Raw genomic sequence first — 23608 nt, 5'->3', positions numbered from 1 at the left:
GTAACGATTTAATCCCGGATTGTCGATATAGAGATAGACTGAAAAAAAGCCTGAGAGACAGAAGGTACAAAGGAGAGAAATAAATGAGCTTAAACAGAAAGACAACGAAGATCTTTCTTGTCGTTGTGATGATGTTGGCGATGGTTTTTCCAACCAGCGTATTCGCCGCCTCCGGGGACGTAACGTCGATTGAATTTGATACGAACGAGAGCAAAATTTACTTAACCGTTAATGAAACAACGGAACAACTTCGCGTATTGGCTAACATTGAAGGCTCTTCTACGAAGAAGGATGTAACCAATGAGTCGACGTGGACTTCGTCCAACACAAGAATCGTAAAGGTTGACGGTGGACTCATTATTCCACTGGAGAAAGGTACGGCTCGAATTACGGCAAAATACAAAGGCGCGATCAAAACGATTGAAGTCGATGTCAAATTTGCCATTGATGAGTTTAAACTGGATCAACCGGATAAAGTGGAACATAAGCTTGGAACGGAAGGTCTAACCGTTAAAGCGTTGGCTGACGGAACGAACGACGTCACCACGGAAGCGAAGTGGACCACTTCCGATGACAGCGTAGTAAAAGTAAGCAAAGGCGAATTGACCCTTGTAGGTTTGGGAAGCGCAACCGTGACTGCGGAATACAAAGGGCTTAAGGCTTCTTTTACGGTAAAAGTCGTCGCGCCTTACCAAAAGCTTGCGATCGTGCCGGGCGAAGATCAGGAGCTCTTAGTTGGCGATGCGCCTGTTGAGCTGAAAGTCTTTGCCAAGCAGTCGGAGACCGATGCAGGTATGGACGTAACGGACAAGGTAGAGCTGAAATCGTCCAATTCTTCCGTAGCTACGATTGAGGATGGCAAGCTAAAACCGGTTGCGTTGGGTAAATCTACGATCAGCGTGAGCTATCTGGGTTCAACGGCCAAAGTGGATGTGTATGTGCGCAATCCTTATGAAGCGTTGATTCTGGATCAGACGGATTTCGTCAAGAATCCGGTTCTGTTTATGAATGATTCGATTACGGTCAAAGCCAAGGTTCGCAACGCGGCTTCGCAATCCATTGACGTGACCGGGGAATGGACCTCATCCAACCCGCTGGCCGTATCCGTTAATGGTGGCGTGATTACAGCGAGAGCTTCGGGAACTTCCACCATCAAGGTGAGTTACTTGGGAATCAGCAAAGAATTCACGGTAAAAGTATATCCGACCGTGACCAAGTTTGAGGCAGCCGAAACGGAAGTGGACGTGCTCAAAGGCGAATCCAAATCATTCCCTAAAGTGACGGGAACGCTTCTGGACGACGAGAAAGAGGATTTCAGCAGCGCGGTTATCTGGACTTCCAGCGATGAGAAAGTGGTAACGACCGAAGACGGCAAAATCAAAGCCATTGATGCCGGTACAGCAACAATTACCGGTAAGATCGGTTCCAGAGAAGTAGCGACGGTGCCGGTTACTGTCAATGAAAAAGTGCTGGTGCTGCTGCCGGATGTAGAAGAGTATCAGCTGGTTATGGGCAGAAGCATTGCGCTGCCGAAAGTAAATGCTGTTTTTGAAGATGGCACGGAGAGCGATGTGACTTCTTCCGTTGAATGGTCACTGACAGGCTCAGCAGCTGTCATTAAGGACGGTACGCTTAAGGGATTAACCAAAGGCTCGACTACACTGAAAGGAACTTATCTGAATAAAGACATCAAGATTCCGGTCGTGGTTGAGCAAGAAGTTGTCAAGATCGTTGTAGAGCCCGAGAAAATCGATCTCAACATCAAGAAATCCAAATCGATTAAAGTTACAGGCTATTACAGTAACGGCAAGACGGTTTCGCTCTCCTCCAAGATGAATTGGAGCTCCTCGGACAGCGCGATTGTGACGGTATCCAAAACGTCTGTTAAAGCGGTTGCCGAGGGAACGGCTACGATTACGGGTTCTTACCAAGGCAAAGAGGTTACAGTCAAGGTAAACGTAGTTCCGAAATTGAAGAAATTGACGGCAAGCGAGAAGAAACTGAACCTGAAGCCCGGTGACGTTAAGACTGTAACGGTTACAGCTGAATTCGATACCGGCGCGAAAACAAATGTTGGAGACACAGCCGTTTGGACAACCAGCAACTCCAGCGTTGCCAAAGTAACGAACGGACGTATTGAAGCGATCGCGAAGGGAACCGCCCGCATTAAAGGGCAGTACGATTCAAAGACCGTATCCATCACCGTCTCTGTCAAATAGATCCAATAAATAGCAGCAGCCCGGCTCATTAGAAGCCGGGCTGCTGTTTATTCTAAGAGAGGTTCTGGAGTTCACATGAAAATCCGTCGCTTCCACGAGTACATACAATTCGTCAATCGTATAATATCCACCTCACTCCCGGTTCTCTTGGTCGCTTTGGAGCTCCTGCAGCTTGTTTCGAAAATATTCTTGGTTAGCCAGCATCGTCTCATCACCTGGGCGATAGACAAGCGCCTTCTCATTATGCTGATTCGCAAGAGCATGGGCTCCGATCCGGTCGTAACAAACGGCCAATTGCAGGTGAGGCAGCCAGGTGGAGAAGGAGGGATTGTGAAATCCCATGTAATCCGAAGGCAGTTCAAGCTCGCTCGCCAGTTTATACCAGTAGATGGCCGTATCGTAGTTGTTTTTTAAGAAAAAATGGTAACCGATGCGGCAGCAGAATTCTGACCGTGGTGGCGCATAATGCAGGGATCTGATAGAGGATTCAAAAGAGGCTTGCCCGTTTCCGAGCTCGTGATGGCAATCGGAGAGCCTGCTGCAGGCCGTGAGTATATCCTCAATCCAACCTTTTTCCGTATGTAAAAATTGTTCGTAATTATCAATAGCCTTCTCGAATTGGCCGTGATCCTTTAATTCATTCGCATAATAGAATAAATCTCGTGGCGTGAACGATTCGCCAGCGGCCGCACGTTTCTCGTAGATTCTAAGATTTCGGCCGGTATCGGGATCATCCTTCGAGCTGAGATGGGTAACCGCTACATCACTATTAATGATATTGCCATAGACCTCTAAATACTCATGAACGGGTCCAATCCATCGGAAGCCCCTGATTCGCTTCACAAGGCGGTTGCGCCGGAGACTGAAGGTGACATTGCCAAATTCGTCTGAACTTAAATGGTAGAGCATGGTAACGGAATCAATGCCGGACGCAAGGGTTTCCTTAAGCACTTTTAACTTGAGCTGGTCTTCTTCCAGCAGGATATCGTCAGCATCGAGCCATAAGATATAGTCCTGGGTAGCCTTACTAAAAGCAAAATTTCGCGCAGCCGAGAAATCGTCAATCCACTCAAAATCATAGATGGACTCCGTAAAGGATTGAGCGATTTCTTTTGTACGATCGGTTGAGCCTGTATCAACAATAATGATCTCATCCACGATGTCGGCAACACAGGATAAACAGCGGTTTAAAACGAGTTCCTCGTTTTTTACGATCATGCACAGGCTGATAGTGTTCAATGAAATTACCCCCATGTATGGTTTTGATTCATAAGAATATGCCAGATATATATTCAAGTGGGCTTACGAAATGAACCGTATGTAGGAAGCCGTTTGTAAATTTGGTCTGGATTTAACAAATCCCTAATGGTAAAATTTTCACTAAACTTCGATGCTCAAATCCTAGACGGTGCAGAAAGAAGGATCAGAGAAACATGAAATCAATAAACGTACTTCATTATGATGCATTCTCGGTGCAGCCTAACAAGGGAAATCCTGCTGGTGTGGTCTTGAATGCAGATGATCTCGCGGAGGAAGAGATGCAATCCATCGCCCGCAGCGTTGGATTCAATGAAACCACCTTTATCTTAAAATCAGAGCAAGCGGATATTAGACTAAGGTATTTTACTCCCGGCCATGAAATGAATTTGTGCGGCCATGCTACCATGGCATCCATGTATGCCTTGAAAACCAAGGGACTGCTGCCGGAAAAAGAAACCGTGTGGATGGAGACCAAGGTGGGTATTTTGCCTATAGAATTTCAAAATGCCGAGGGCCAGTTAACCATGAAAATGAAGCAGGATCATCCTCAATTCATATCCTATGGGGGAGATGTTGACCGCCTGGCATCCTCCATAGGTCTGAAGCGTGACGATTTGGACTTCAGTATGCCCATTGTGTATGGAAGCACGGGGATCTGGACATTGTTGGTGCCGATAAAAGGATTGGAGCATTTTGACCGGATGGTGCCTGACAATGCAGCGTTTCCGGATATTTTAACAAAAAATCCAAAAGCCTCGCTGCATCCTTTTTGCCTGGAAACGATGGATGGGTCTTCGTTCATGCATGCGAGACATTTCTCTTCGCCGTACTCCGGCACCGTAGAAGACCCGGTAACTGGAACTGCATCGGGCGTAATGGGGGCTTATTATTTGACGTACTTGAACCCTGAGATATCCTCTGCTCGATTTACTATTGAACAAGGCCAGGAAATGGGGAAAGACGGTAGGGTACAGGTTCAAGTGGAGCGCTGGAAAGAGACCATGGATGTCTACATTTCCGGCACGGCGGTGTTCGTTAAGGAATTCCAAGTTAGCTATTGATGGATGTCCATCGGATGATAAAACGCCTACATAGGTTAATACAACCAAGGAGTGCGACGAATGCAGGAACAAGAAGAAATAAAGATCTATCCCAAGGTGACCAAAATGCTAATAGGCTCTCTGGCGTTTGTGCTGCTAGGTAGTGGATTGGTATACGGTGGGGTGACATCGGACAACATGGTTATCGCCATTGTCGGAATCATCTGCGCTTTGTTTTTTGGCGCGGGACTGGTGTTTGCCATCACCAAGCTTTTCCAATCGGATCCGGCACTCTTGATCAATAAGGAGGGCATCGTCGATAAATCCTCCTATGTGAGCGCTGGAGCCGTCGCGTGGAACGAAATTAAAAATATGCATATCTATCAGATCAAGAGTGAGAAGTTCATAGGAATTGAGGTTTATGATCCTGATCATCTGATGTCCAGGCACCCTGCCTGGAAACGGAAGCTCATGAACATGAATAAAGGCATGACGGGTTCGACTATTCATATTTCTGCATCGAGCATCTCCGCTAATTTATATGAATTGTTCCCCTTGTTATATCGAAGATGGAATGCGTCCAAGTCGAGCCCGGATCAGATGATGAAGGAGGAGAGCATGATATGAAAACATTTAAGCCGGAGATGTCTTTGGATATGGCGATAAGTCATCTGAAGCATATTGAAGGGGAATCGGTAATGAATGTCACCCCCATCGAGATGGGGGAACTAAGCAAGGTGTTCAGTTACCGTAAGGGCGATGCCGATTATGTCATTCATTTTAAGGATAATGGGGACAGCCTTCATAAAGTGTTCAAAATCTACGATATGTACGGCGCGCAATCTTTGCCCATTCCCCGTATTCACAAGATAGGGAAAGTGGAGAATATTCACTTCTCCATTTCGGACAAAGTATCCGGTACGCCGATAAGTGCTCTTGAGCCGACGCAAATTCGAGGGCTTATCCCGGGCATTGTCCATCAATTCATGCGGATCCGTCAGATACATGTCGCGGATTCCCATGAGGGTTATGGCTGGATTACTCCGGAAGGCAAGGCTGTCCATCGTTCATGGCTGGACTACATCACGTCTGTTTTCGATGAGGAGCAAGAAGGGTTCTACCATGGATGGCACAATCTGTATGAGAACAGCTTTCTGGAAAAAGAGTTTTTCGAAGAAATTTACCAAACGATGATCGAACTGGTTCGCTATTCGCCTCCGGAGCGATATCTTGTACATGGAGATTTCCATTTGGGCAATATGCTGGGAGAGAACGGGAACGTAACGGGGATCGTGGATTGGGAGATGGCCATGTTCGGCGACTTCATGCTGGATGTCTCTGTTCTTCATACGTGGTACCCGATGCTGGAGTTTCCGAAAAGGCTGCAGCAGGCGTTGGAGCAGCAAGGCGTAGGTATTCCTTATTTTGAAGAGAGACTGTTAGGCCATCAACTGTTCAAAGCGCTGGACGGACTTCGTTTTTATGCGAAGAAGGATGATCCCCACAGCTATCAATTCATGAAAAACCAAATCATATCTCTATTAAATCGATAGATCCCTACGGGGATCTTTTTTTGTGAGAGAAATGTGTGAAACGGAATAGTTACCTGACGAGTCCAGAATGATTGGCCAAGAATATACTGGACTAGGTTAAGTTGAAGGGTGGGAATGTCATGCATCATACCGATCGGGTGAGGAGCCGTGTACCGGATGGCATTCTAATTAGGGGCTTGGATTCTGCTGTGTATTTGGTTGAGCATAGCAAGAAGCGTCCCATTGGCGATATGGTGACATTCCATTCGTACGGATTTACCGCGAAAGGTATTGTGAAATTGGATGAGTCGACACTCGAAGGAATGGAGACCGGTTCACCTCTAAACATAAGCGGGGATTTCATCATGAACAGTCCTGCAACCCTTCTAGTAAAAAGCAGCGGGTCGGAAATCTATCTGTGGAGCGATCAGCGTCTTCATCCGATTGTATCCCTCGAAATGTATTTCAGGCTCCATTTTAATTATTCAAGTGTCGTCACCTTGCCGGACGAACTAATCGCTTTACTTCCTGAAGGGGATCTGATCCATGATTCATCGCTACTTACGCCTTTTCTTGTTAACGGCAGAGTATACAGCGCTCCGAATGGGTTGATTTATTATGGGGAGCGGCATAAGCTGCGAAAAATCGGCGGACCCGCCATCTTCACTTTCTATCGATGGAGAGTTGAGGAAATTGTTCATTTAACGAGAGATGAGTTTCACAACTACCGATTAGGGGAGCCGATCCTGTAAATAACTTCGCAATATAAGGAAGCTGGTTATTACGAGGTTTCTACGAAAAGGGTGAGGTACTTGAAGATATTGCTCGTGACGATATTCCTGATTCCTCATGTCGGTGGATTATGGAAGTATATGCAGCAGATCAAGCAGGGGCTTGAAGCACTGGGCCATGAGGTCGACATGGTTGGTGATAGCATTGATTGTTTTTATGTATATGGAGATGACAACCGGAAGGTGTTCAAGAGTCATTACAGGCCGATGCTGGAGTCGAATCTTCCTGCTGCATCGCCTATTTTCTCGGATAATTGGGTCAGGCATGCTGAATGCGAGCGGTTATGTTTGGAGTTGACGCTTTCTTATTTGGACTTGGAGCAATACGATGTAATTCATGCACAGGATGTACTGGCCGCGGCAGCCGTCAGTCGTGTAAAGCCTGCGGGCATTCCTTTGATCACCAGCATTCATGCCTCCGTGGCACTTACCATTTTGGATATGATTCAGAACGATCAAGGGATTAAACCTTCCAGCCCACAGCTCGTCTGGAACTATTACAAATCTGTCGAGAACATCGGGGGCTCATCCAGCGATCAGGTGCTGCTGGCTTCTGTGTGGCTTAGGGATGTCATGGTATCGCATTTCGCTCTGCCGGAATCCCGAATTTCATTGATTCCCTATGCGATGGATATTCTAAGCTTCGAAGACAGGCTGAAGAAGGAACACGAACTGACCCGGCCGGTGGACAAAAAAGTGATCATCTGCACTTCCAGACTCAGTTATGAAAAGGGCATTCACGTATTGTTGGAAGCCATGGGTAAACTCCAGACTTTACGTCAGGACTGGGAGTGCTGGCTTGTTGGAGACGGTGATCAGCGATCATTGTACGAAGAGCGCGTTCGTCAGCTGGGTATAGTGGGGGCAGTCCGTTTTTGGGGCTCGCGTGACGATGTTCCCACGTTGTTAGGGCTTGCGGATATTTTTGTTATACCGAGTCTAATGGAGACCTTGTCCTATTCTGTCATGGAGGCGCAGATTGCCGGATTGCCGATCGTATCTTCGGATGCGGGCGGTCTTAAGGAAGCGGTACAGCATGAGGTGAACGGCCTTCTTTTTCAGTCGGGAAATGACGATATGCTTACTGCACATCTGAGTCTGTTGTTGGAAGATGAAGCGTACCGTGGGCTTCTTGGTAAAGAAGCGCGGAAATGGGCTTTGGCTCATCGTGGTCTGGATTCCATGGTGAAGCGAGTACTGGAAGTTTACCGAAAAGAGATGAGCAGGGCACAGTAACTAGGTAAGGGAGGAATGACCATGCATGGGGTAGAGGTACCCGGAGACCAGTACCGTCATTTGTTTCTGGTCAATCATTCCGATTCGTCTTTAATGGTCTATCAAGTGGTGTGGGAGCAAACGGTAAGCAAGCTTCCTAAGGATTATTTCATACCGGATTACCGGATTATTAATATGATGATGAATATGAAATAGAACGATCGAATGGAGGTAGGGGAATGGGAACATCAAACTGGCAGAATTTATCTTATTGTGTGGATCTGATCCGGTATGTATCTCCTAAGTCCGTCCTGGATGTCGGCGTTGGTTTTGGCCGATGGGGGATGATCTGCCGTGAATATTTGGATGTCTGGGAGGGGCGCGTATTCCGCACATATTGGGACACGCGAATCGAAGGGATTGAAATCTATCCGGTCAATATTGATACCTATCATTCCTGTTTCTATAATATCATCCACGTTGCGGATGCGTTCGATCATATACAAGCGGAGGTTCAGCCAGGACAATTTGATCTGATTATTCTAGGTGATGTTCTGGAGCACTTTACAAAAGAGCCGGCGCTTGTCCTGCTGCAGACCTGTATTGAAAAATCCCGCTTTGTCCTGCTTAATATTCCGATTGGAACAGACTGGCCGCAGGGAGCTGCGTACGGCAATGAATTCGAGACCCACTTGAGCACATGGACAACGGAGGATCTGGAACTGTTTCCCGTCGTCGACAAAAGGCATTTTAAGGATTACATTAACCGTGATTTTTCCACGTATTTGTTTTCGATACAAGGCAAGTAGGTCAGTAGGGAGGCTTGTACGATGTCATCCGAACCACATCTGCAGACCATGGTCACGAAAGTGCCGCTGGAATTGTTGTTTACGGACTTCATAGATGAAGAACATAAAACCGTATTAATTCCACACTACACGGACGCCTGGTATGAAGTCCATAAAAGATATGGGGATCTACCCATTGCTCGCTTGACACCTCATTTGCAATTGTTCCGTTACCTTATGGGTCAAGGGGAATACCCGACGTTGTATCTGGGTTGGCATGCCTCCATATTTACCACCCGTGATATGGAAGTGCCGATCTCGGACTACGATCTATTGGAGCAGCGGCGCTTGCAATATGGCACGATGGCTGCCTTATTCACCAATGACCTGGATCATTTCAATAAAGATCCGATTATGGTCGAATACGACAGAAAGGGCGGTTATTTTCATGTGAAAGACGGTCACCATCGGGCCATCTTTCAGTATTGCAGCGGAGTTAGGCAGGTCCCCGCCCGAATGACCGAAGATGATTATGAGTTTTGGAAGCATACGGATGCTGTGAACCAGGTAACCGAGGTCTTTTCCCGCCATCTTCGAACGTTGATATATACTCCGATATTGAATCCTTACTTCATGCATTTGAAAAGTGAACGGGATGATGCCTATCCAACCCGTATGGACCTGATTATGGAGTATTTGGGTTCTTCATCCGTTCGAGGAAAAAGGGTGATCGATATTGGCTGCAATATCGGATTTTATGCCAGACACTTTGCGCGTCAGGGGGCCATCGTAACAGGCTATGAGCCATTGGCTGAGCATTACGAGCTGGCAAGGCAGCTAAACGTTCTAGAAAGGGTTCACTTTGACCTGAAGGAGGAACGGTTTGAACGCTCAACTTGTTCGGATACATTCGATATCGGATTGCTTTTAACCGTATTTTATCATTTGATGGACGATGTGCCGGTACGGGAAGCATTTTTGAGGAAATTAGACCAGGGCGTGACAGGGATGCTTTTTTGGGAATCCGGGGCCGAGCCGGAGAAGGAGAAGTCCATTTTGCTTGCGGGAACGCATTTTGACAGATATGAGAAATTGGCAGATACCGAAGGAACCGGGAAGAAGAGAGAGTTTGGTGTTTATCTGAAATCATCCTACAATTCCGGCAGCTATGAATGAACATCTTCGATTATGGGAGGTGTTTTCTTTTTATTCTCTATTGAAACAATGATATATTGTAAGAAACCATGGTTAAATTGAACGTTTATGATGTGGATAAATCATAGAGAAAAGAGCTGATTCTATTCTATGAAAAAGATCGTTCTGGCTGGTGGAACTGGTTTTATTGGAACTTATCTTGCCAAAAAATTCACGAATGAGCCGCAAACACAAATACTGATGATATCCCGACGGAAAGGCCATATCGCATGGAACGATCAAGAAGCCATCGTCGCTGCTCTGGACGGGGCAGATATGCTGATTAATCTGGCAGGTAAATCAGTCAATTGCCGTTACGATGAAAAAAATAAGGAGCTTATTCTGAATTCAAGAATAGATACAACGAATATACTCGGCAGTGCCATCGAGGCATGCCATACTCCTCCGCGTACTTGGTTTAATTCCAGTACGGCCACGATTTATCGCCATGCCGATGATAAGCCGATGACGGAGGAGCAGGGCGAAATCGGCTCAGGTTTCTCCGTTGAGGTTGCCAAGGAATGGGAGCGTGCCTTCTTCTCGTTCTTGCTGCCTCAGACAAGACAGATCGCCCTGCGTATTGCTATCGTGCTGGGGCCGGGCGGCGGCGTCATGACTCCTTATGTTAACTTGGTAAAATACGGACTCGGTGGCGTTCAAGGCACGGGCAAGCAAAAGTTCAGCTGGATTCATGTAGAGGATTTGTATCGCATTATTCTGTTTTTACAAGAGAGGGCAGAGCTGAGCGGGGTTATCAACTGTGCTTCTCCTTATCCGGTTACGAACAAGGAACTGATGGAGCAGCTTCGGTTAGCATTAAATCGTGGAACGGGATTGCCATCACCTAAATGGCTGCTTGAGCTGGGCGCTCGGCTTATTCAAACCGAAACGGAACTCGTGCTGAAGAGCCGCTGGGTGATTCCGGACAGACTCTGCAAGGCAGGTTTTCAATTTACATACGACACGCTGAATAAAGCACTGGCTGACATCTTAAAACGATAAGGGGATTCCGAGCACGCTCCTTGGTTTCGCATCGTAAAAAAATGATTGCATATGGTAATCGAACGGATAGAATGAGTTTATTAGATGACAGAGGGAGTGTCCTATCATGAATGCTGCGTTTACGATTATGGAGGTCGAACAATTAGAAACCGACACGCATCATCAATTAACGGAATTATTGATTCGGGTAGTAGAAGAGGGAGCATCGGTGGGATTCTTAGCTCCACTGTCTTATGATGAAGCTTCCGCTTACTGGGAGGATGTGCTTGGCCCAGGGGTTACCCTGTGGGTAGCTGTGCAGGATGGGCAGATGATCGGCACGGTTCAATTGCAGTGCGCCATGAAGGCGAATGGCAGACACCGGGCCGAGGTAGCGAAACTGATGGTGGATCCTGCATCCCGTCGCGGAGGGATCGGCAGAGCGTTGATGCAACATCTCGAGCCTAAAGCCAAGGAAGAGGGCAGAACCTTGCTGGTCTTAGATACCCGGGAGGGGGACCCCTCCAACAAGCTATATCAGTCTCTGGGTTACATCCAAGCAGGAGTCATTCCTGATTATGCCATATCCTCTAACGGCCAACTGGACGGGACGGTGCTGTATTACAAACGTATCTAAGCCACGAAGCGGAGGGGTTGGATGGAGCGGGACGGATAGTCGGTTTCATCATATCTATCGGGGCATGGAGAGGGAATAACAAGCGTTATGATCGATTGATCCGTTATGATGAGAAGCAGCGCAAGAACTTGCCGTAGCGGCGAGTTCTTTTTTAGATATCAGAAAGTATAAACTTGGAAGCATGGGCCTTTCCGCACAAAATGGTATACTGTTTTTTAGCAGTAAATAGAGAAGGGATTGTGGTTATGGGTTACCAGCTGACTGAACGGGTGATCAAGCTATTATGCGGAAAGACCTCCTACGATCGCGGCGGGGTTTTATATAGAGATGGACATGTAACGATGCGGAAACAAGATCCGGACACTCGAAAATACGAGGCTGAAGTGACGGATCAGGAGTCGGGTATCGTCTATGTCGAGATTGACTCAAACGGGGATGTATTCACCGAATGCAGCTGTATCGATTATGGATTCTCCCGGAAGCGCTGCAGGCATATTGCGGCTCTGCTCCTGAACATCCGTGATATTGAGCAAATGGTAGAAGCTCCAATGCGCCCCTATCCATCGTTATTACATCCTTCTGTCAATGGAAATGCCGGAGACGGGCAATTAACGCCTCGGTACTCCCCGGAGCATGACAGAAGCATGGATGAAGGGGAACAAGATGCGCTGCTCAGCAGCCAGCTGCTCGGATTGTTCTCATATTCTGAAGGCCGGAGAGCTACGGCAGCTTCCAGGTTTGACACCCGAGAGGTGCTGGAGATGGAGTTCATTTTCAAATTATATCCTTACGGAAATCGGAAATACTTGTTCGGCGTTGAACTGCGAGTAGGTAAGAAACGCCTGTACATCGTACAGCGGATTCGAGAGTTTTTGGCGTGTGTAAAACACGCTGAAACCTGCATATTCACGAAGAATTTCACGTACGATCCGGACTTCCACAGCTTTCAAAAGGAGGATGATGATATTCTCCAGGAGCTGATTCGTATATACGATCATGAAAGCATGTATAAACAGTCAATGGACATGTATACCTCGCATGGGAAAAACGGAAGCGGTGACCGAATGCTGATTATTCCTCCCACTTTTTGGCCCCAGGTAAGGGAACGATTATCCCATTCGAACCATTCCCTGTTGTCTTTGGACGGGATCCTCACGGATAAGCTGGAATTCGTTCAAGATCCGATCCCCCTTCAATTCGAGTTTGATGAAGCCGGGGATGATCATTACCTGATGAAGATCGAGGGACTGGAGCGAATGATCGTTCTGGAAGGCTACGGCCTCGTCATTGTGGACGGTAAGCTCATTCAGCTTGAATTGGATGCTTGCAGAAGACTCTCCGAGATGAAATTGCTGCTTGAGAATTCGAATAAACCGCATATCCGGATTCAACCTGAGATGATGGAGTCCATTATGGAACGGGTGGTTCCGGGACTGATGAAGCTTGGAAGTGTCCATGTGGCGCAGACTGTATCCGACCGCATTGTCAAAACGCCTTTAAAAGCGAAGCTCTATCTGGACCGGGTGCGTGGCCGGCTTTTGGCCGGACTCGAATTTCATTACGGAGACATCACCATTAATCCGTTGGAGGGACATCGTGCCATACGCAGCAGCAGCTCAATCCTCGTTCGCGACGGAGAGCAGGAGCAGCGGATTCTCGAGCTCATGGAGAACGCCTCCTTTGCCAAGACCGATGGCGGTTTCTTCATGAACGATGAGGATGCCGAATACGATTTCCTGTACCATACGATACCGCAGCTGGAGAAGCTGCTGGTTGTTTATGCAACGACGGCCGTGAAGGAACGGGTGCTTACTGAACCGATGGGAGCCAAGGTGCGGGTGGAGGTCGACGAACGGACGGATTGGCTTGAATTGAAGTTTGATATGGAGGGGATTCGAGAAGCCGAAATCCGGGAGATCGTCAAATCGCTTGAAGAAAAACGCAAATATCACCGGTTGCGAAACGGAGCGCTGCTTCCCCTGGAAAGCGCCGAGTTCCAGGCGGTGGTCGCCTTAATGAACCGGGTAGGGCCTTGGTTATACGAAGGGGAGGGCACGCAGTTCAAAATGCCGGCAGTCCAAGGACTTCAGCTGCTGGATTGGGAAGATACGGGATCAACGGTCCAGCTTGGCCGATCCTTGCGCCGAATGCTGCAGCACGTGAAGAATCCGGATCATTTGGATTTTGCCGTGCCGCCGAGCCTCGAAACGGTCCTCCGGGATTATCAGAAATTTGGCTTCCAATGGATGAAGACGATGGCCCACTACCGCTTTGGCGGCATCTTGGCCGATGATATGGGTCTCGGCAAAACGATTCAGAGCATTGCTTTCATTCTATCGGTGCTCCCGGAGATCAGAGAGCGCAACGAACCTGCACTCATCGTGGCGCCGGCTTCTCTGCTCTATAACTGGCATAACGAGCTCCAGAAGTTTGCACCCGAGATCAAGGCCGTCATTGCCGATGGTACGCAGAACGAGCGGGCTAAAATCATACAGAATGCGGGGAATGCAGATGTCATCATTACTTCTTACCCGCTGCTACGCAGGGACGTTGAACGCTATGCGAAGCTGCCGTTTTTAACGTTAATTCTGGATGAAGCCCAATTCTTCAAAAATTACACGACGCAAACGGCTCAGGTTGTAAAAACGCTGCATGCCCGTTATCGGTTTGCGCTGACAGGCACTCCGGTCGAGAACCGACTGGAGGAATTGTGGTCCATATATGATGCCGTTTTCCCGGCACTCTTTGGAGATCGAAAAGCGTTTCAGGAATTGCCGAAAGAAACCGTGGTGAGAAGGGTGCGTCCCTTCCTGCTTCGCAGGCTGAAATCAGATGTGCTTAAGGAGCTGCCGGAGAAGATCGAGACGGTTCAGTCATCGGGTCTGCTGATCGAACAGAAAAAGCTCTATACCGCCTATCTTGCGAAGTTAAGGCAGGAGACGCTCAAGCATTTGGCGCAGGATGGCTTTCAGAAGAGCCGGATTCGCATCCTGGCGGGTATTACCCGTCTGCGCCAGATCTGCTGTCACCCGGCCCTTTTCGTGGAAGGCTATGAGGGCAGTTCGGCCAAGTTTGAGCAGCTCATGGAAACCATTGAAGAATGTCGCCTTGCGGGAAGACGGATGCTGGTATTCTCCCAGTTTACGGGGATGCTGAATCTGATTGCCGGGGAGCTCGGATATCGGGGGATTCCGTTTTTCTACTTGGATGGACAGACTCCGGCCTCGGAGCGAGTGGAGCTGTGCCAACGCTTTAACGAGGGAGAACGGGAAGTGTTCCTCATATCGCTGAAGGCAGGCGGAACGGGGCTGAACCTGACCGGGGCCGATACGGTGATCTTGTATGACCTTTGGTGGAATCCGGCTGTGGAGCAGCAGGCGACGGACCGGGCACATCGCATCGGACAGAAGAAGGTTGTGCAGGTGATACGGCTGGTGGCTCAGGATACCATCGAGGATAAAATGGTCGCTCTGCAGCAGAAGAAGAAGGATCTGATCGAGGAATTGGTTCAACCGGGAGGAGAGTCGCTTCCAAGCTGGACCGAGGCGGAAATCCGGGAGCTGCTGACGCTTCAGGGTTAGCCTCTAAGTGAGGATGGGCGCAGGGTATAAACGCTGATATAATAGCTGTATGTGATTTATGTAACGTATACTCCAGTTAGAGAATAGGACGGTTTTTGGGATGATATCTTTTTTACTAACATTAAAACGTCTTTTCAGCGGTTTATTTCGAGCGTTTAAGCAGCGTTATTTTGTAGCGCTGTTTGTCCTGATTGTCATTATGCTGTTATCGGGTACGATGTTTTATACCAGGCAGGAAGGGTTATCCGTGTTGGACGCTCTATATTTCTGCGTAGTGACGTTGAGCACGGTAGGTCATCCGGAATTCGTGCCGCAGACGCCGCTCGGTAAAACATTCACGATGGTCTATATTGTCGTTGGTACGGGTTTATTCCTTGGGATGGCGGGACAATTGGCGTATGCCTTAATCCGAACGAATCAAAGGGATGAGAAAGACTGAAAGAATTCCTAATGGAAAAAAGGAAACATTCCAGGCGTTTGTGCTGTGACCCGATTTGTGGAAGGTGCATAGAAAACAGTCTTGGACTTAACTAGCAAGCAGATGACCTCTGAATTCGTCAGAGGTCATCTTTTTTTTTATGTCCACTGATATCGCTCTAGTTGAGCTGCTTACCCTATTGGACCGTTACCGCAAAATAAAAGCTGGCGCGTCCCTGATCCAGAGGCCATGTACAGTGAATTTCGTACAGATACGAGCCGGGTACTGTCGGTACGGTATATCCGTCGTTATCGGGATCCGTCAGATTTAGGATGGTGAAGCCATGTATTCCTTCGGGTGGCGTTGTTTTAATGTCCACACCGCCTTTGACAACAACAGGTGTTATATCCTTCAGCTCCGGTCGGACTGCATCCGTCATCGAACACTTATCCCCGTTGCACCATGAATAAAGGTACCAGCCTCGCTGCACCGCGATTTCGGTGCCGTCGATTGTCACCTTGGGCATCGGAGGTTCGACGGACTTAACCCATAGGGACTAGACGGCTTGGCGCGCATTGTCCTTTGAGATCGGTTTTAAATTCTCTGACCTTGATCCGACATAATACCCTGTACCAAACATAACGATTAGCAGGATTACATATAGAACCGATCGGGTTTTCTTCATGTAATAAAGCCCCCTTAATATATCACTCGTCTCATAATCAGGCGGAAAATATGTTATAATTTTGAAATCAAACACTTCCATTATAAACCAATCGTGAGTAGCAGGCGTTATATATATGAGAAGAAATCGAAGAGGGATGAATCTATGACACTAAAATGGTTGGATTGGGCAAAAGAGATACAGGCGATCAGCCAGGCCGGACTGGAATATACGAGGGATGTCTATGACAAGGAACGGTTTGAGCAGCTGAGGGAGCTCAGCATCAAGATCATGCAGGAGTATACCGAAGCAGGCGACGAGAAGATTCGTACCCTGTTTGCGAGTGAAACCGGATACCAAACGCCGAAGGTGGATGTCCGCGGCGTTATTTTTCAAGACGGAAAGCTGCTGCTGGTGAAGGAAAAGGCCGACGGAGCTTGGGCGCTGCCGGGAGGATGGGCGGACATCGGACTATCGCCTGCGGAGGTCGTGGTGAAGGAAGTGAAGGAAGAGGCCGGTTACGACGTGCGTGCAGGGAGGCTGCTGGCCGTATTAGACAAGAAATTTCATAACCATCCGCCATCTGCCTTCCATGTGTACAAAATGTTTATTCATTGCGACATTACGGGCGGAGCTGCAGGCGTGGGGACAGAAACATCCGCGGTCGGTTTTTTCCGGCAGGACGAACTGCCTCCGCTGTCTGAGGAACGAAATACGAAGGAACAATTACAGCGAATCTTCGAATTCGAGAAACAGCCACATTTGCCAACTTGGCTGGATTAAACCATATAAAGGAGCGTAGACAATGTGATAGGTTTTAAACCTTATAAGGACGTACCAGATGAAGCGGAAATGAAACGAAGATTTAATGGACGGATCAATATTTTCTTTTTTAGTGCATTTCTTATCTTTTGCGTCATCATCATTCGCATGGCCATCTTGCAGTTCGTTGAGGGACCGGAGCTGGCGAGTCAGGAAACCGGCGGAGAGCAGAAGCATTTCCCGCTGCAGCCGATCCGGGGTTCCATCATCGATGCATCCGGCACGAAGCTTGCTTACTCTACGGCTTCAAATTCTCTATACATCACCCTGATGAAGGATTACAGCAAGAAGACGGACAAAGGAAAAGAAAACCGACCGGAAGCGGAGGAGATAGCGAAGCGGCTTGTCCAGGCGTTTAACAAGTATGGGGATCCGGACATGGAGCCGATGACCGTCAAAGAAGTGATTGACGCCTTGGATTTGGAGTATATCAAGCAGCATGGATATGAGCCGAGACGGATCAAGTCCGATTTGACGAAGGAAGAGATCGCTTATTTTATGGAGAACCGCGCCAAGTTCCCCGGCATCCAGATCGTGGAGGAGAATGTAAGGCACTATGATCCGGATACGGTGGCCGTTCAGACGATCGGATTTCTTAAGAAGTTCAGAGGCTCTAAAGACCTTAAGGATTATGAGGCTATTGATCAGAGCAACAAGGATCAGAAGAATCCCGGCTTGATCTACACGGAAGAAGAGTGGATTGGCTATGACGGATTGGAACGGATGTATCAAGAAGAACTGCGCGGCAAGAGCGGGTATCTCAGCATTCCGATCAATCCTCAGAATATGGTGGACGGCGTACCGACGATGGTCGCCCCTGAAAAAGGCCATGATATTCACACCACGATTCATAAAGACATTCAGCTTGCCACGGAGCAGGCCATCATGGATCAGCTTCAATATCTTCATACTCATCCGGTATCGGGTAAGTTACATAAGGATGCCTTAACTGGATATGCGGTCGCCATGGAGGTGGATACCGGTCATGTGGTTGCGATGGCGAGCATGCCGGATTACGACTCGAATGTGCGGGTAAATGGTGGCAAAATTACGCAGGAAATCGTGGATGCGACAGGAAACGGCACGATCACGATATTTGGCTCAGGCAGATCGGGACATGGGTTCGAATCCATGATCTATCTCGGTTCCGTCATTAAACCGCTGTCTGTGTTGATCGGGCTGAATGAGGGGTTATTCGGTCTTAATGAGACGTATCCCGATCAGGGCTTTGCATCCATTGGTCGGGAAGGACATGAAAAAAAGATCTCTAACTCAGGTGGACATCGAAATGGCCCCATTAAAGCTCAACAAGCTATCCAGCAATCCTCGAATGCTTTTATGATCGATATGATTGGCAAAAGGTTAGTCAATAAGTATGGCGGGGAGAAGGGCGTTGAGGTCTGGGGTCAGTATATGGAGCAGTTTGGTCTTGGAGTTGTAACGGGGAGTGGCTTGCCCGGGGAATTAAAGGGCCGGGGAGAGTATACCGATACGAAGGCAGCGGGAAGTAATCTGGCTGCGTTAGCTTATGCGTCCTTCGGGCAGATGGGGAAATACACCCCTCTTCAACTTGCCCAATACACCGTCATGCTGGCGAATGAAGGCAAGCGGATCAAGCCGCAGCTGGTCAGCAAAATCACGGATCAGGATGGCAACGTGGTCAAGGAATTCGGGCGCGAGGTCCTGGATGAGATTGAATTCCCCAAGGCATACTGGCAGACCGTCAAGCGGGGGATGAATACACAGGGTCTTGCAGCCTTCGAAGATTTTAAATACGACTTTGCCCGCAAAACAGGTACATCCGAGCAATCATATAAAGGTGTTAACCTTGATAACGGTGTTTTCATCGCCTTTGCTCCGCGGGATAATCCGAAGCTGGCGGTGGCCGTCGTTGTGCCGGAAGGCGGCTTCGGCTCGCAAAGCGCCGCGCCGATTGCGAGGAAGATATTCGACGCTTATGACGAAGTCTACGGACTTGACGGAACGCCGCATCCGAAGAAGACTGAAGAGCAGAAGAAGGATAGCGGCGAGGACGAGACAGGGGACAATAGATAAGAAGCGTAGTCGCAGAGTCGCGTTAAATTGCATAAACCAAAGGCAGGCTGTAGAGGTGAACTTCTCCTCTCCAATCCTGCCTTTTTTGTGTCGCATTTCATCAATAAGGATTGTCCTTGATCTTGAGCACTTCTGCGAGAAAGGTTAATGCCAGGCCTTGACCCCAGCCTTGTATCCGCTTATCGGGCACGCCTTTGTATCCCGCGGCGTCCTTCATGACGGCCGTTCCCGCGGAGACGCCGGTAACGGTACCATCCTCGGTGATCTTGGACAAGATCCCGTCAATCGATTTCTGCGTGTATTTATTGTAGATGCGTCCTTTGGTGAGCAGGGCAGCAGCGATACCGGCTGAGCCGGACGTTTCCAGCGGAGATTGCGGATCGGTTGTAATCGTATGCCACAGGCCGGATTCATGCTGCAGCCGGACCAGGGCGCTAAGCTGGTCGCGCAGCGAGCCTTCGATGATCATGAAGGAGGGATGCGTTACCGGGACGAGCTCCAGAGCACGGGCCATCGTGATGGCAGCCCAGGCATTGCCCCGGCACCAGAAGACGCCTGACATATGGTTTCCGGCGATATTGTCCCAGCCGTGATAATAGAGATTTGTGACGGGATCCTGCAGGCAATCCTCGTGGCCGTGATACTGCTTCAAGCCATCCTCGAAGTAATCCTCCCGGTCCAGCATCACGCCAATCCGAAGCAGGAAGTAGCCTGCCATGAACATGGTATCGACCCACGCCTGTTCCGGAAAGTTATACGTTTCGGAGTTCACCGTATGCTGAAAGATGCCGTTGCCGAAACGCAGCGCATCATGCGTGAGATAATCGGCCATTTCCTTGGCCGTTTCGATATAACGCTCATCCTCATAAACCTCGTACAAGGTGAGGAGGGAGTGGCCGATGGAGACGCCGTTGACGGACAGCTTCGGCAGCCCCTCCTCCATGTTTTCGTCGACCCAGGCTTTCAGTTGTTCCAGATACTCCTTTTTGCCAGTGGCCTTATAGGCCTCGCATACTCCGTAAAAGGCAACCCCGCCCGGCCAATCCCAGCTGAAATCCATGCGAAAGGTCCGGTCAACCACGCGGTCTATGACATTCTCAATCTGTTGATCATCAAATACAAGTGCAGCCATTGTTAAAACTCCCTTCATATTCAATTGCGTCGATGTGTATGAATTACCCTTTCAATCCCGTCGTGCTGATCCCTTCCACGATGTATTTCTGGAAGATAAAGAAGACGATGACGACCGGCAGCAGCGATAAGGTAGCCATGGCAAACATGCCGCCCCAGTTATTAAGCGACTCGCCGTCAAGGAACAGCTTCAAGGCAAGTGACACCGGATATTTCTCCGGGTTGTTCAAATAAATGAGCGGATTGATGAAATCATCCCATCTCCAGTAGAAGGAGAAAATCGAACACGTAATGAGAGCGGGCACGATCAGCGGCACAACGACCCGGAAGAAAATCCCGTACTTGCTGCATCCGTCAATTTTGGCGGCTTCGTCCAGTTCCTTCGGAATGGTGCGGATAAATTGCATGATCAGGAAGATGAAGAACGGAATGCCGAAGAATTGGGGAACAATTAATGGTTTAAAGGAAGACAGCCAGCCGAATTTGGCAAACATCACATATTGCGGAACGATCACGACATCATGGGGCAGCATCATCGTAATCATCATGCAGGCGAACCAGAACTGCTGTCCGAAGAACTTGGTCCGAGCCAGGCCGAAGGCGACAAGCGCAGAGGAAGCGACGGCACCCATGGTGGAAATGATGACAATGATGAACGAGTTCTTGAAGAAGGTGCCGAAGGTGGTCCCGGCGAATCCCTTCCAGCCCGTAGCATAATTCGAGAATTCCAGCCGACTCGGAATCAGGCTGTAAGCCGTCGTGAATATTTCATGGTTCGGTTTAAGCGAGCTTGCCACCAGCCACAGAATCGGATAGGTCATGCCGAGGGCGAACAATCCGACCAGGGTATGGTAGAGAACACGTCTGGATTTGGTCATAATCGTCAATCTCCTTTCGACTCGTAATGAACCCAGCGGGTGGATGATCTGAAGATGAGCAGGGTCAGGATACCGACGATAATGAGCATGATCCAGGCAAGCGCTGACGCGTAACCCATTTCAAAATGCGAGAACGCCTTGCGGTACAAATAAAGCGAATAGAGCAGCGTTTGATCGAGCGGTCCGCCTTCTCCGCGCGAAATGATGTAGGCGGGGGTGAAGGTCAGGAACGCTGAAATCGTCTGGAGCGTCAGATTGAACAAAATAATCGGACTGAGCATAGGCAGCGTAATTTTGAAAAAGCGATGGACCGCGTTGGCGCCGTCCACGCTGGCGGCTTCGTAGTAATCCCTTGGGATATTCTTCAAGCCGGCCAGAAAAATAATCATTGAAGAGCCGAACTGCCAGATGGACAATGCAATCAGCGTCCAAAGCGCCGTGCTGGGATTCCCGATCCAAGAGGTCGTGGAGTGGATCCCGAAGAGGGACAGGGCAGAGTTCACGAGTCCCTTGTCGCCGAAGATCTGCTGCCACATGATGGCCACGGCCACGCTTCCGCCGATGAGTGAAGGCAGGTAGAAGGCGGAGCGGTACAGCCCTACGGCCTTGGTTGCGGTATTCAGAATCATGGCAACGAAGAGGGCAAATATGAGGCGAAGGGGAACGCTGGCGAATACATAGGTGAACGTGACCTGAAACGACTTGCCGATTTTGTCGTCCTCGAGGAACAATCGTTCATAATTCCCTATGCCCAGCCATCTTGGCGCTTCCATCAGATTATAATTGGTGAACGAATAATACAGGGACGAGAGGATTGGATATAAGGTAAAGATGAGAAAACCAAGAACGAATGGCGCTGAAAACACGTAACCGGTGATGTGCTCGTTCTCACGGAGCCTCTTCATAGATTTCAACCCCTACGATTCAGATTTGGTTGCGCCCCGTGCAGGGGTCACTGATGTAAAAAGGCATCTCTTGCACGGGAAAGATGTGCCGGAGATGCCTTGTCTAGCCGTGTCCTGGTTATTGCTGAGATCTGGCCAAGATGGCATTCGCTTCCTTGCGGAACTCGGCCGCGGCATCTTCGATCGAGATTTTCTTGAACAGGATGCGTTCGCTGAGATCTCGCAGCAGCTTCTCGATCTCCACCGCGCCAATCGGGTTAGGCGGATCGCCTGGCGTGCTGTTGGCCTCAGCCCAAGTAACATAGTCGAAAATTTTGGCTTCATTCTCGGAGAGGAGCGGCTTAAGTGCTTCTTTCACCTTGGCGGATACGGGAACGCCGCGCTCGCCCTTAATCAGCTTGTTCGCCTCAATATCATTGATGAAGAAGCTGATGAATTTAGCGGCTTCCTCTTTATGCTTGGACGTTTCGGTGACCGAGAAGTACATCGAAGGTTTCAGGAAAAGACCGTCCTTCGTTCCAGGCCCGGGCATCGGATTCAGCTCCAACGGACGATCGGTGACCAGGTTGGCTACAGCAAGGAACTGGTTGGACCAGCCGGTACCCGATATGGAGTTGCCAAGGACGATTTCATCCTCTTCCGCTACGCCTTTCTTCTGGGCTTCCTTGTCCAGAGACAGGATGTATCCGTTGTCGTACCATTTCTGGTAGCGGGTGAAATAATCGATAAAAGGCTTATCGTCGCTGTATCCGATCGTTTTACCGTCAGCGCTGTACATTTTCTGGCCGATGGTTCTTAGGTAGTACGGGAAGAAGACGTCATGCCGGTAAGCAAAGCCTCCGATTTGCAGGCCTTTTTCTTTGGCTTGGGCACCCATTGTGTCCATGTCGTCCCAAGTCCATTCTTTGGATGGAATATCGATACCGTTCTTCTTCATCGTCTCAACATCGAAGGTGGTCTGAAGTGCGTTCACGCCGAGGTTCATGGCAACGAGCTTACCGTTGACCTCACCTCCGCTCAGCGCATTCTCGCTGACATCGGCGACATCCAACTCGCCGCTCTCGGTGAACGGCTTCAAATCCGCCAGCTGATTCCGGCCAGCATATTGATTCAGATAGGAGATGTCCATTTGAATAATGTCCGGGAGTCCGCCAGCCACCGCTTGGGGAGCAAGCTTTTTCCAGTAGTCATCAAATGGAGCGTACTCCGGCTCAATCGTGACATGCGGATTCTGGGACTCATACATTTCAATGACCTTCAAGGTATAATCATGCCGGGACTGTCCGCCCCACCAAGCAATGCGGAGTTTGACCGGATCCTTGCTATCGCTTGCAGCCGCCGGCGGTGTCTCCGTTCCGGTTCCGCCGCTGGCTGGTGGTTCGGCAGCGCCGCCGCCCGAACAGCCGATCAAGCTTCCGATCAGGGAAAACATCAGAACCGCGTTTAACACTTTTTTCATTCCATTTCCTCCCCTTTGTTGATAAACCGCTTCATATC

General features: G+C 49.0%; 22 protein-coding genes. 15 read left to right on the top strand and 7 right to left on the bottom strand.

Annotated elements, in window-relative coordinates; genetic code table 11:
* Positions 1 to 83 precede the first annotated feature (83 nt).
* Positions 84 to 2219, top strand: coding sequence for an Ig-like domain-containing protein (locus OHJ21_RS14205; protein ID WP_100538270.1), 2136 nt, complete (start codon positions 84 to 86; stop codon positions 2217 to 2219).
* Positions 2220 to 2351: 132 nt separating this feature from the next.
* Here the strand turns inward: OHJ21_RS14205 and OHJ21_RS14200 are convergent, their stop codons facing one another.
* Positions 2352 to 3458 (bottom strand): glycosyltransferase, encoded by a 1107-nt coding sequence (locus OHJ21_RS14200; protein ID WP_100538269.1) that lies wholly within the window; start codon positions 3456 to 3458, stop codon positions 2352 to 2354.
* 194 nt (positions 3459 to 3652) lie between these two features.
* Between OHJ21_RS14200 and OHJ21_RS14195 the strand changes: the two genes are divergently transcribed.
* The 12 genes from OHJ21_RS14195 (at position 3653) to OHJ21_RS14140 (ending at position 15677) form a co-directional block, all read left to right on the top strand.
* Positions 3653 to 4540 (top strand): PhzF family phenazine biosynthesis isomerase, encoded by an 888-nt coding sequence (locus tag OHJ21_RS14195; RefSeq protein WP_100538268.1) that lies wholly within the window; start codon positions 3653 to 3655, stop codon positions 4538 to 4540.
* Between the two features lie 60 nt (positions 4541 to 4600).
* Entirely contained in the window at positions 4601 to 5146 is a 546-nt protein-coding gene (locus tag OHJ21_RS14190; protein ID WP_100538267.1) for an STM3941 family protein, read from the top strand.
* A complete protein-coding gene (locus OHJ21_RS14185; RefSeq protein WP_394054616.1) occupies positions 5143 to 6072 on the top strand; it encodes a phosphotransferase family protein in 930 nt (309 codons plus the stop codon). Before OHJ21_RS14190 ends, OHJ21_RS14185 begins: the two co-directional genes overlap by 4 nt.
* A gap of 119 nt (positions 6073 to 6191) precedes the next feature.
* Entirely contained in the window at positions 6192 to 6803 is a 612-nt protein-coding gene (locus OHJ21_RS14180; RefSeq protein WP_100538265.1) for a hypothetical protein, read from the top strand.
* Between the two features lie 60 nt (positions 6804 to 6863).
* Positions 6864 to 8078 (top strand): glycosyltransferase family 4 protein, encoded by a 1215-nt coding sequence (locus tag OHJ21_RS14175; protein ID WP_394054618.1) that lies wholly within the window; start codon positions 6864 to 6866, stop codon positions 8076 to 8078.
* A gap of 21 nt (positions 8079 to 8099) precedes the next feature.
* Positions 8100 to 8273, top strand: coding sequence for a hypothetical protein (locus OHJ21_RS14170; protein WP_165789669.1), 174 nt, complete (start codon positions 8100 to 8102; stop codon positions 8271 to 8273).
* A 23-nt stretch (positions 8274 to 8296) separates the two neighbouring features.
* On the top strand, positions 8297 to 8866 hold the full coding sequence (locus OHJ21_RS14165; protein ID WP_100538263.1) for a methyltransferase domain-containing protein: 570 nt from the start codon (positions 8297 to 8299) through the stop codon (positions 8864 to 8866).
* 21 nt (positions 8867 to 8887) lie between these two features.
* A complete protein-coding gene (locus OHJ21_RS14160) occupies positions 8888 to 10021 on the top strand; it encodes a class I SAM-dependent methyltransferase (RefSeq protein WP_394054621.1) in 1134 nt (377 codons plus the stop codon).
* Positions 10022 to 10150: 129 nt separating this feature from the next.
* Positions 10151 to 11041 (top strand): TIGR01777 family oxidoreductase, encoded by an 891-nt coding sequence (locus OHJ21_RS14155; RefSeq protein ID WP_100538262.1) that lies wholly within the window; start codon positions 10151 to 10153, stop codon positions 11039 to 11041.
* A gap of 106 nt (positions 11042 to 11147) precedes the next feature.
* Entirely contained in the window at positions 11148 to 11657 is a 510-nt protein-coding gene (locus OHJ21_RS14150; protein ID WP_394054623.1) for a GNAT family N-acetyltransferase, read from the top strand.
* A 245-nt stretch (positions 11658 to 11902) separates the two neighbouring features.
* Entirely contained in the window at positions 11903 to 15238 is a 3336-nt protein-coding gene (locus tag OHJ21_RS14145) for a DEAD/DEAH box helicase (RefSeq protein WP_394054625.1), read from the top strand.
* Between the two features lie 100 nt (positions 15239 to 15338).
* A complete protein-coding gene (locus tag OHJ21_RS14140) occupies positions 15339 to 15677 on the top strand; it encodes a potassium channel family protein (RefSeq protein WP_100538259.1) in 339 nt (112 codons plus the stop codon).
* 175 nt (positions 15678 to 15852) lie between these two features.
* Here OHJ21_RS14140 and OHJ21_RS14135 read toward each other — a convergent pair whose 3' ends face one another.
* Positions 15853 to 16173, bottom strand: coding sequence for a hypothetical protein (locus OHJ21_RS14135; RefSeq protein ID WP_486020293.1), 321 nt, complete (start codon positions 16171 to 16173; stop codon positions 15853 to 15855).
* Positions 16174 to 16212: 39 nt separating this feature from the next.
* Positions 16213 to 16341, bottom strand: coding sequence for a hypothetical protein (locus OHJ21_RS14130; protein ID WP_394054629.1), 129 nt, complete (start codon positions 16339 to 16341; stop codon positions 16213 to 16215).
* A gap of 144 nt (positions 16342 to 16485) precedes the next feature.
* Here OHJ21_RS14130 and OHJ21_RS14125 point away from each other — a divergent pair, with 144 nt between their 5' ends.
* Together OHJ21_RS14125 and OHJ21_RS14120 are read left to right on the top strand one after the other, a co-directional pair.
* Positions 16486 to 17103, top strand: a complete 618-nt coding sequence (locus OHJ21_RS14125; protein ID WP_394054631.1) for an NUDIX hydrolase — start codon at positions 16486 to 16488, stop codon at positions 17101 to 17103.
* 24 nt (positions 17104 to 17127) lie between these two features.
* Positions 17128 to 19197, top strand: coding sequence for a peptidoglycan D,D-transpeptidase FtsI family protein (locus OHJ21_RS14120; protein WP_394054633.1), 2070 nt, complete (start codon positions 17128 to 17130; stop codon positions 19195 to 19197).
* 100 nt (positions 19198 to 19297) lie between these two features.
* On the opposite strand, the gene OHJ21_RS14115 is transcribed toward OHJ21_RS14120, so the two are convergent.
* The 4 genes from OHJ21_RS14115 to OHJ21_RS14100 form a co-directional block, all read right to left on the bottom strand.
* Positions 19298 to 20329: a glycoside hydrolase family 88/105 protein gene (locus OHJ21_RS14115; protein WP_486020292.1), complete on the bottom strand. Its 1032-nt coding sequence runs from the start codon at positions 20327 to 20329 to the stop codon at positions 19298 to 19300.
* 43 nt (positions 20330 to 20372) lie between these two features.
* Complete coding sequence (locus tag OHJ21_RS14110; RefSeq protein WP_100538255.1) at positions 20373 to 21206, bottom strand: carbohydrate ABC transporter permease; 834 nt, start codon at positions 21204 to 21206, stop codon at positions 20373 to 20375.
* Positions 21207 to 21211: 5 nt separating this feature from the next.
* Positions 21212 to 22111 carry a carbohydrate ABC transporter permease gene (locus tag OHJ21_RS14105; RefSeq protein WP_100538254.1) on the bottom strand — a complete coding sequence of 300 codons (900 nt, stop codon included), beginning with the start codon at positions 22109 to 22111 and terminating at the stop codon, positions 21212 to 21214.
* Between the two features lie 118 nt (positions 22112 to 22229).
* On the bottom strand, positions 22230 to 23570 hold the full coding sequence (locus tag OHJ21_RS14100) for an ABC transporter substrate-binding protein (protein ID WP_100538253.1): 1341 nt from the start codon (positions 23568 to 23570) through the stop codon (positions 22230 to 22232).
* Positions 23571 to 23608 lie beyond the last annotated feature (38 nt).

Source organism: Virgibacillus sp. LDC1 (genome assembly GCF_025792345.1).
Taxonomy (GTDB): Bacteria; Bacillota; Bacilli; order Paenibacillales; family Paenibacillaceae; genus Paenibacillus_AQ; species Paenibacillus_AQ lautus.
Note: the sequence above shows the minus strand (reverse complement) of the source record. Positions and strands in the feature narration are given on the sequence as shown.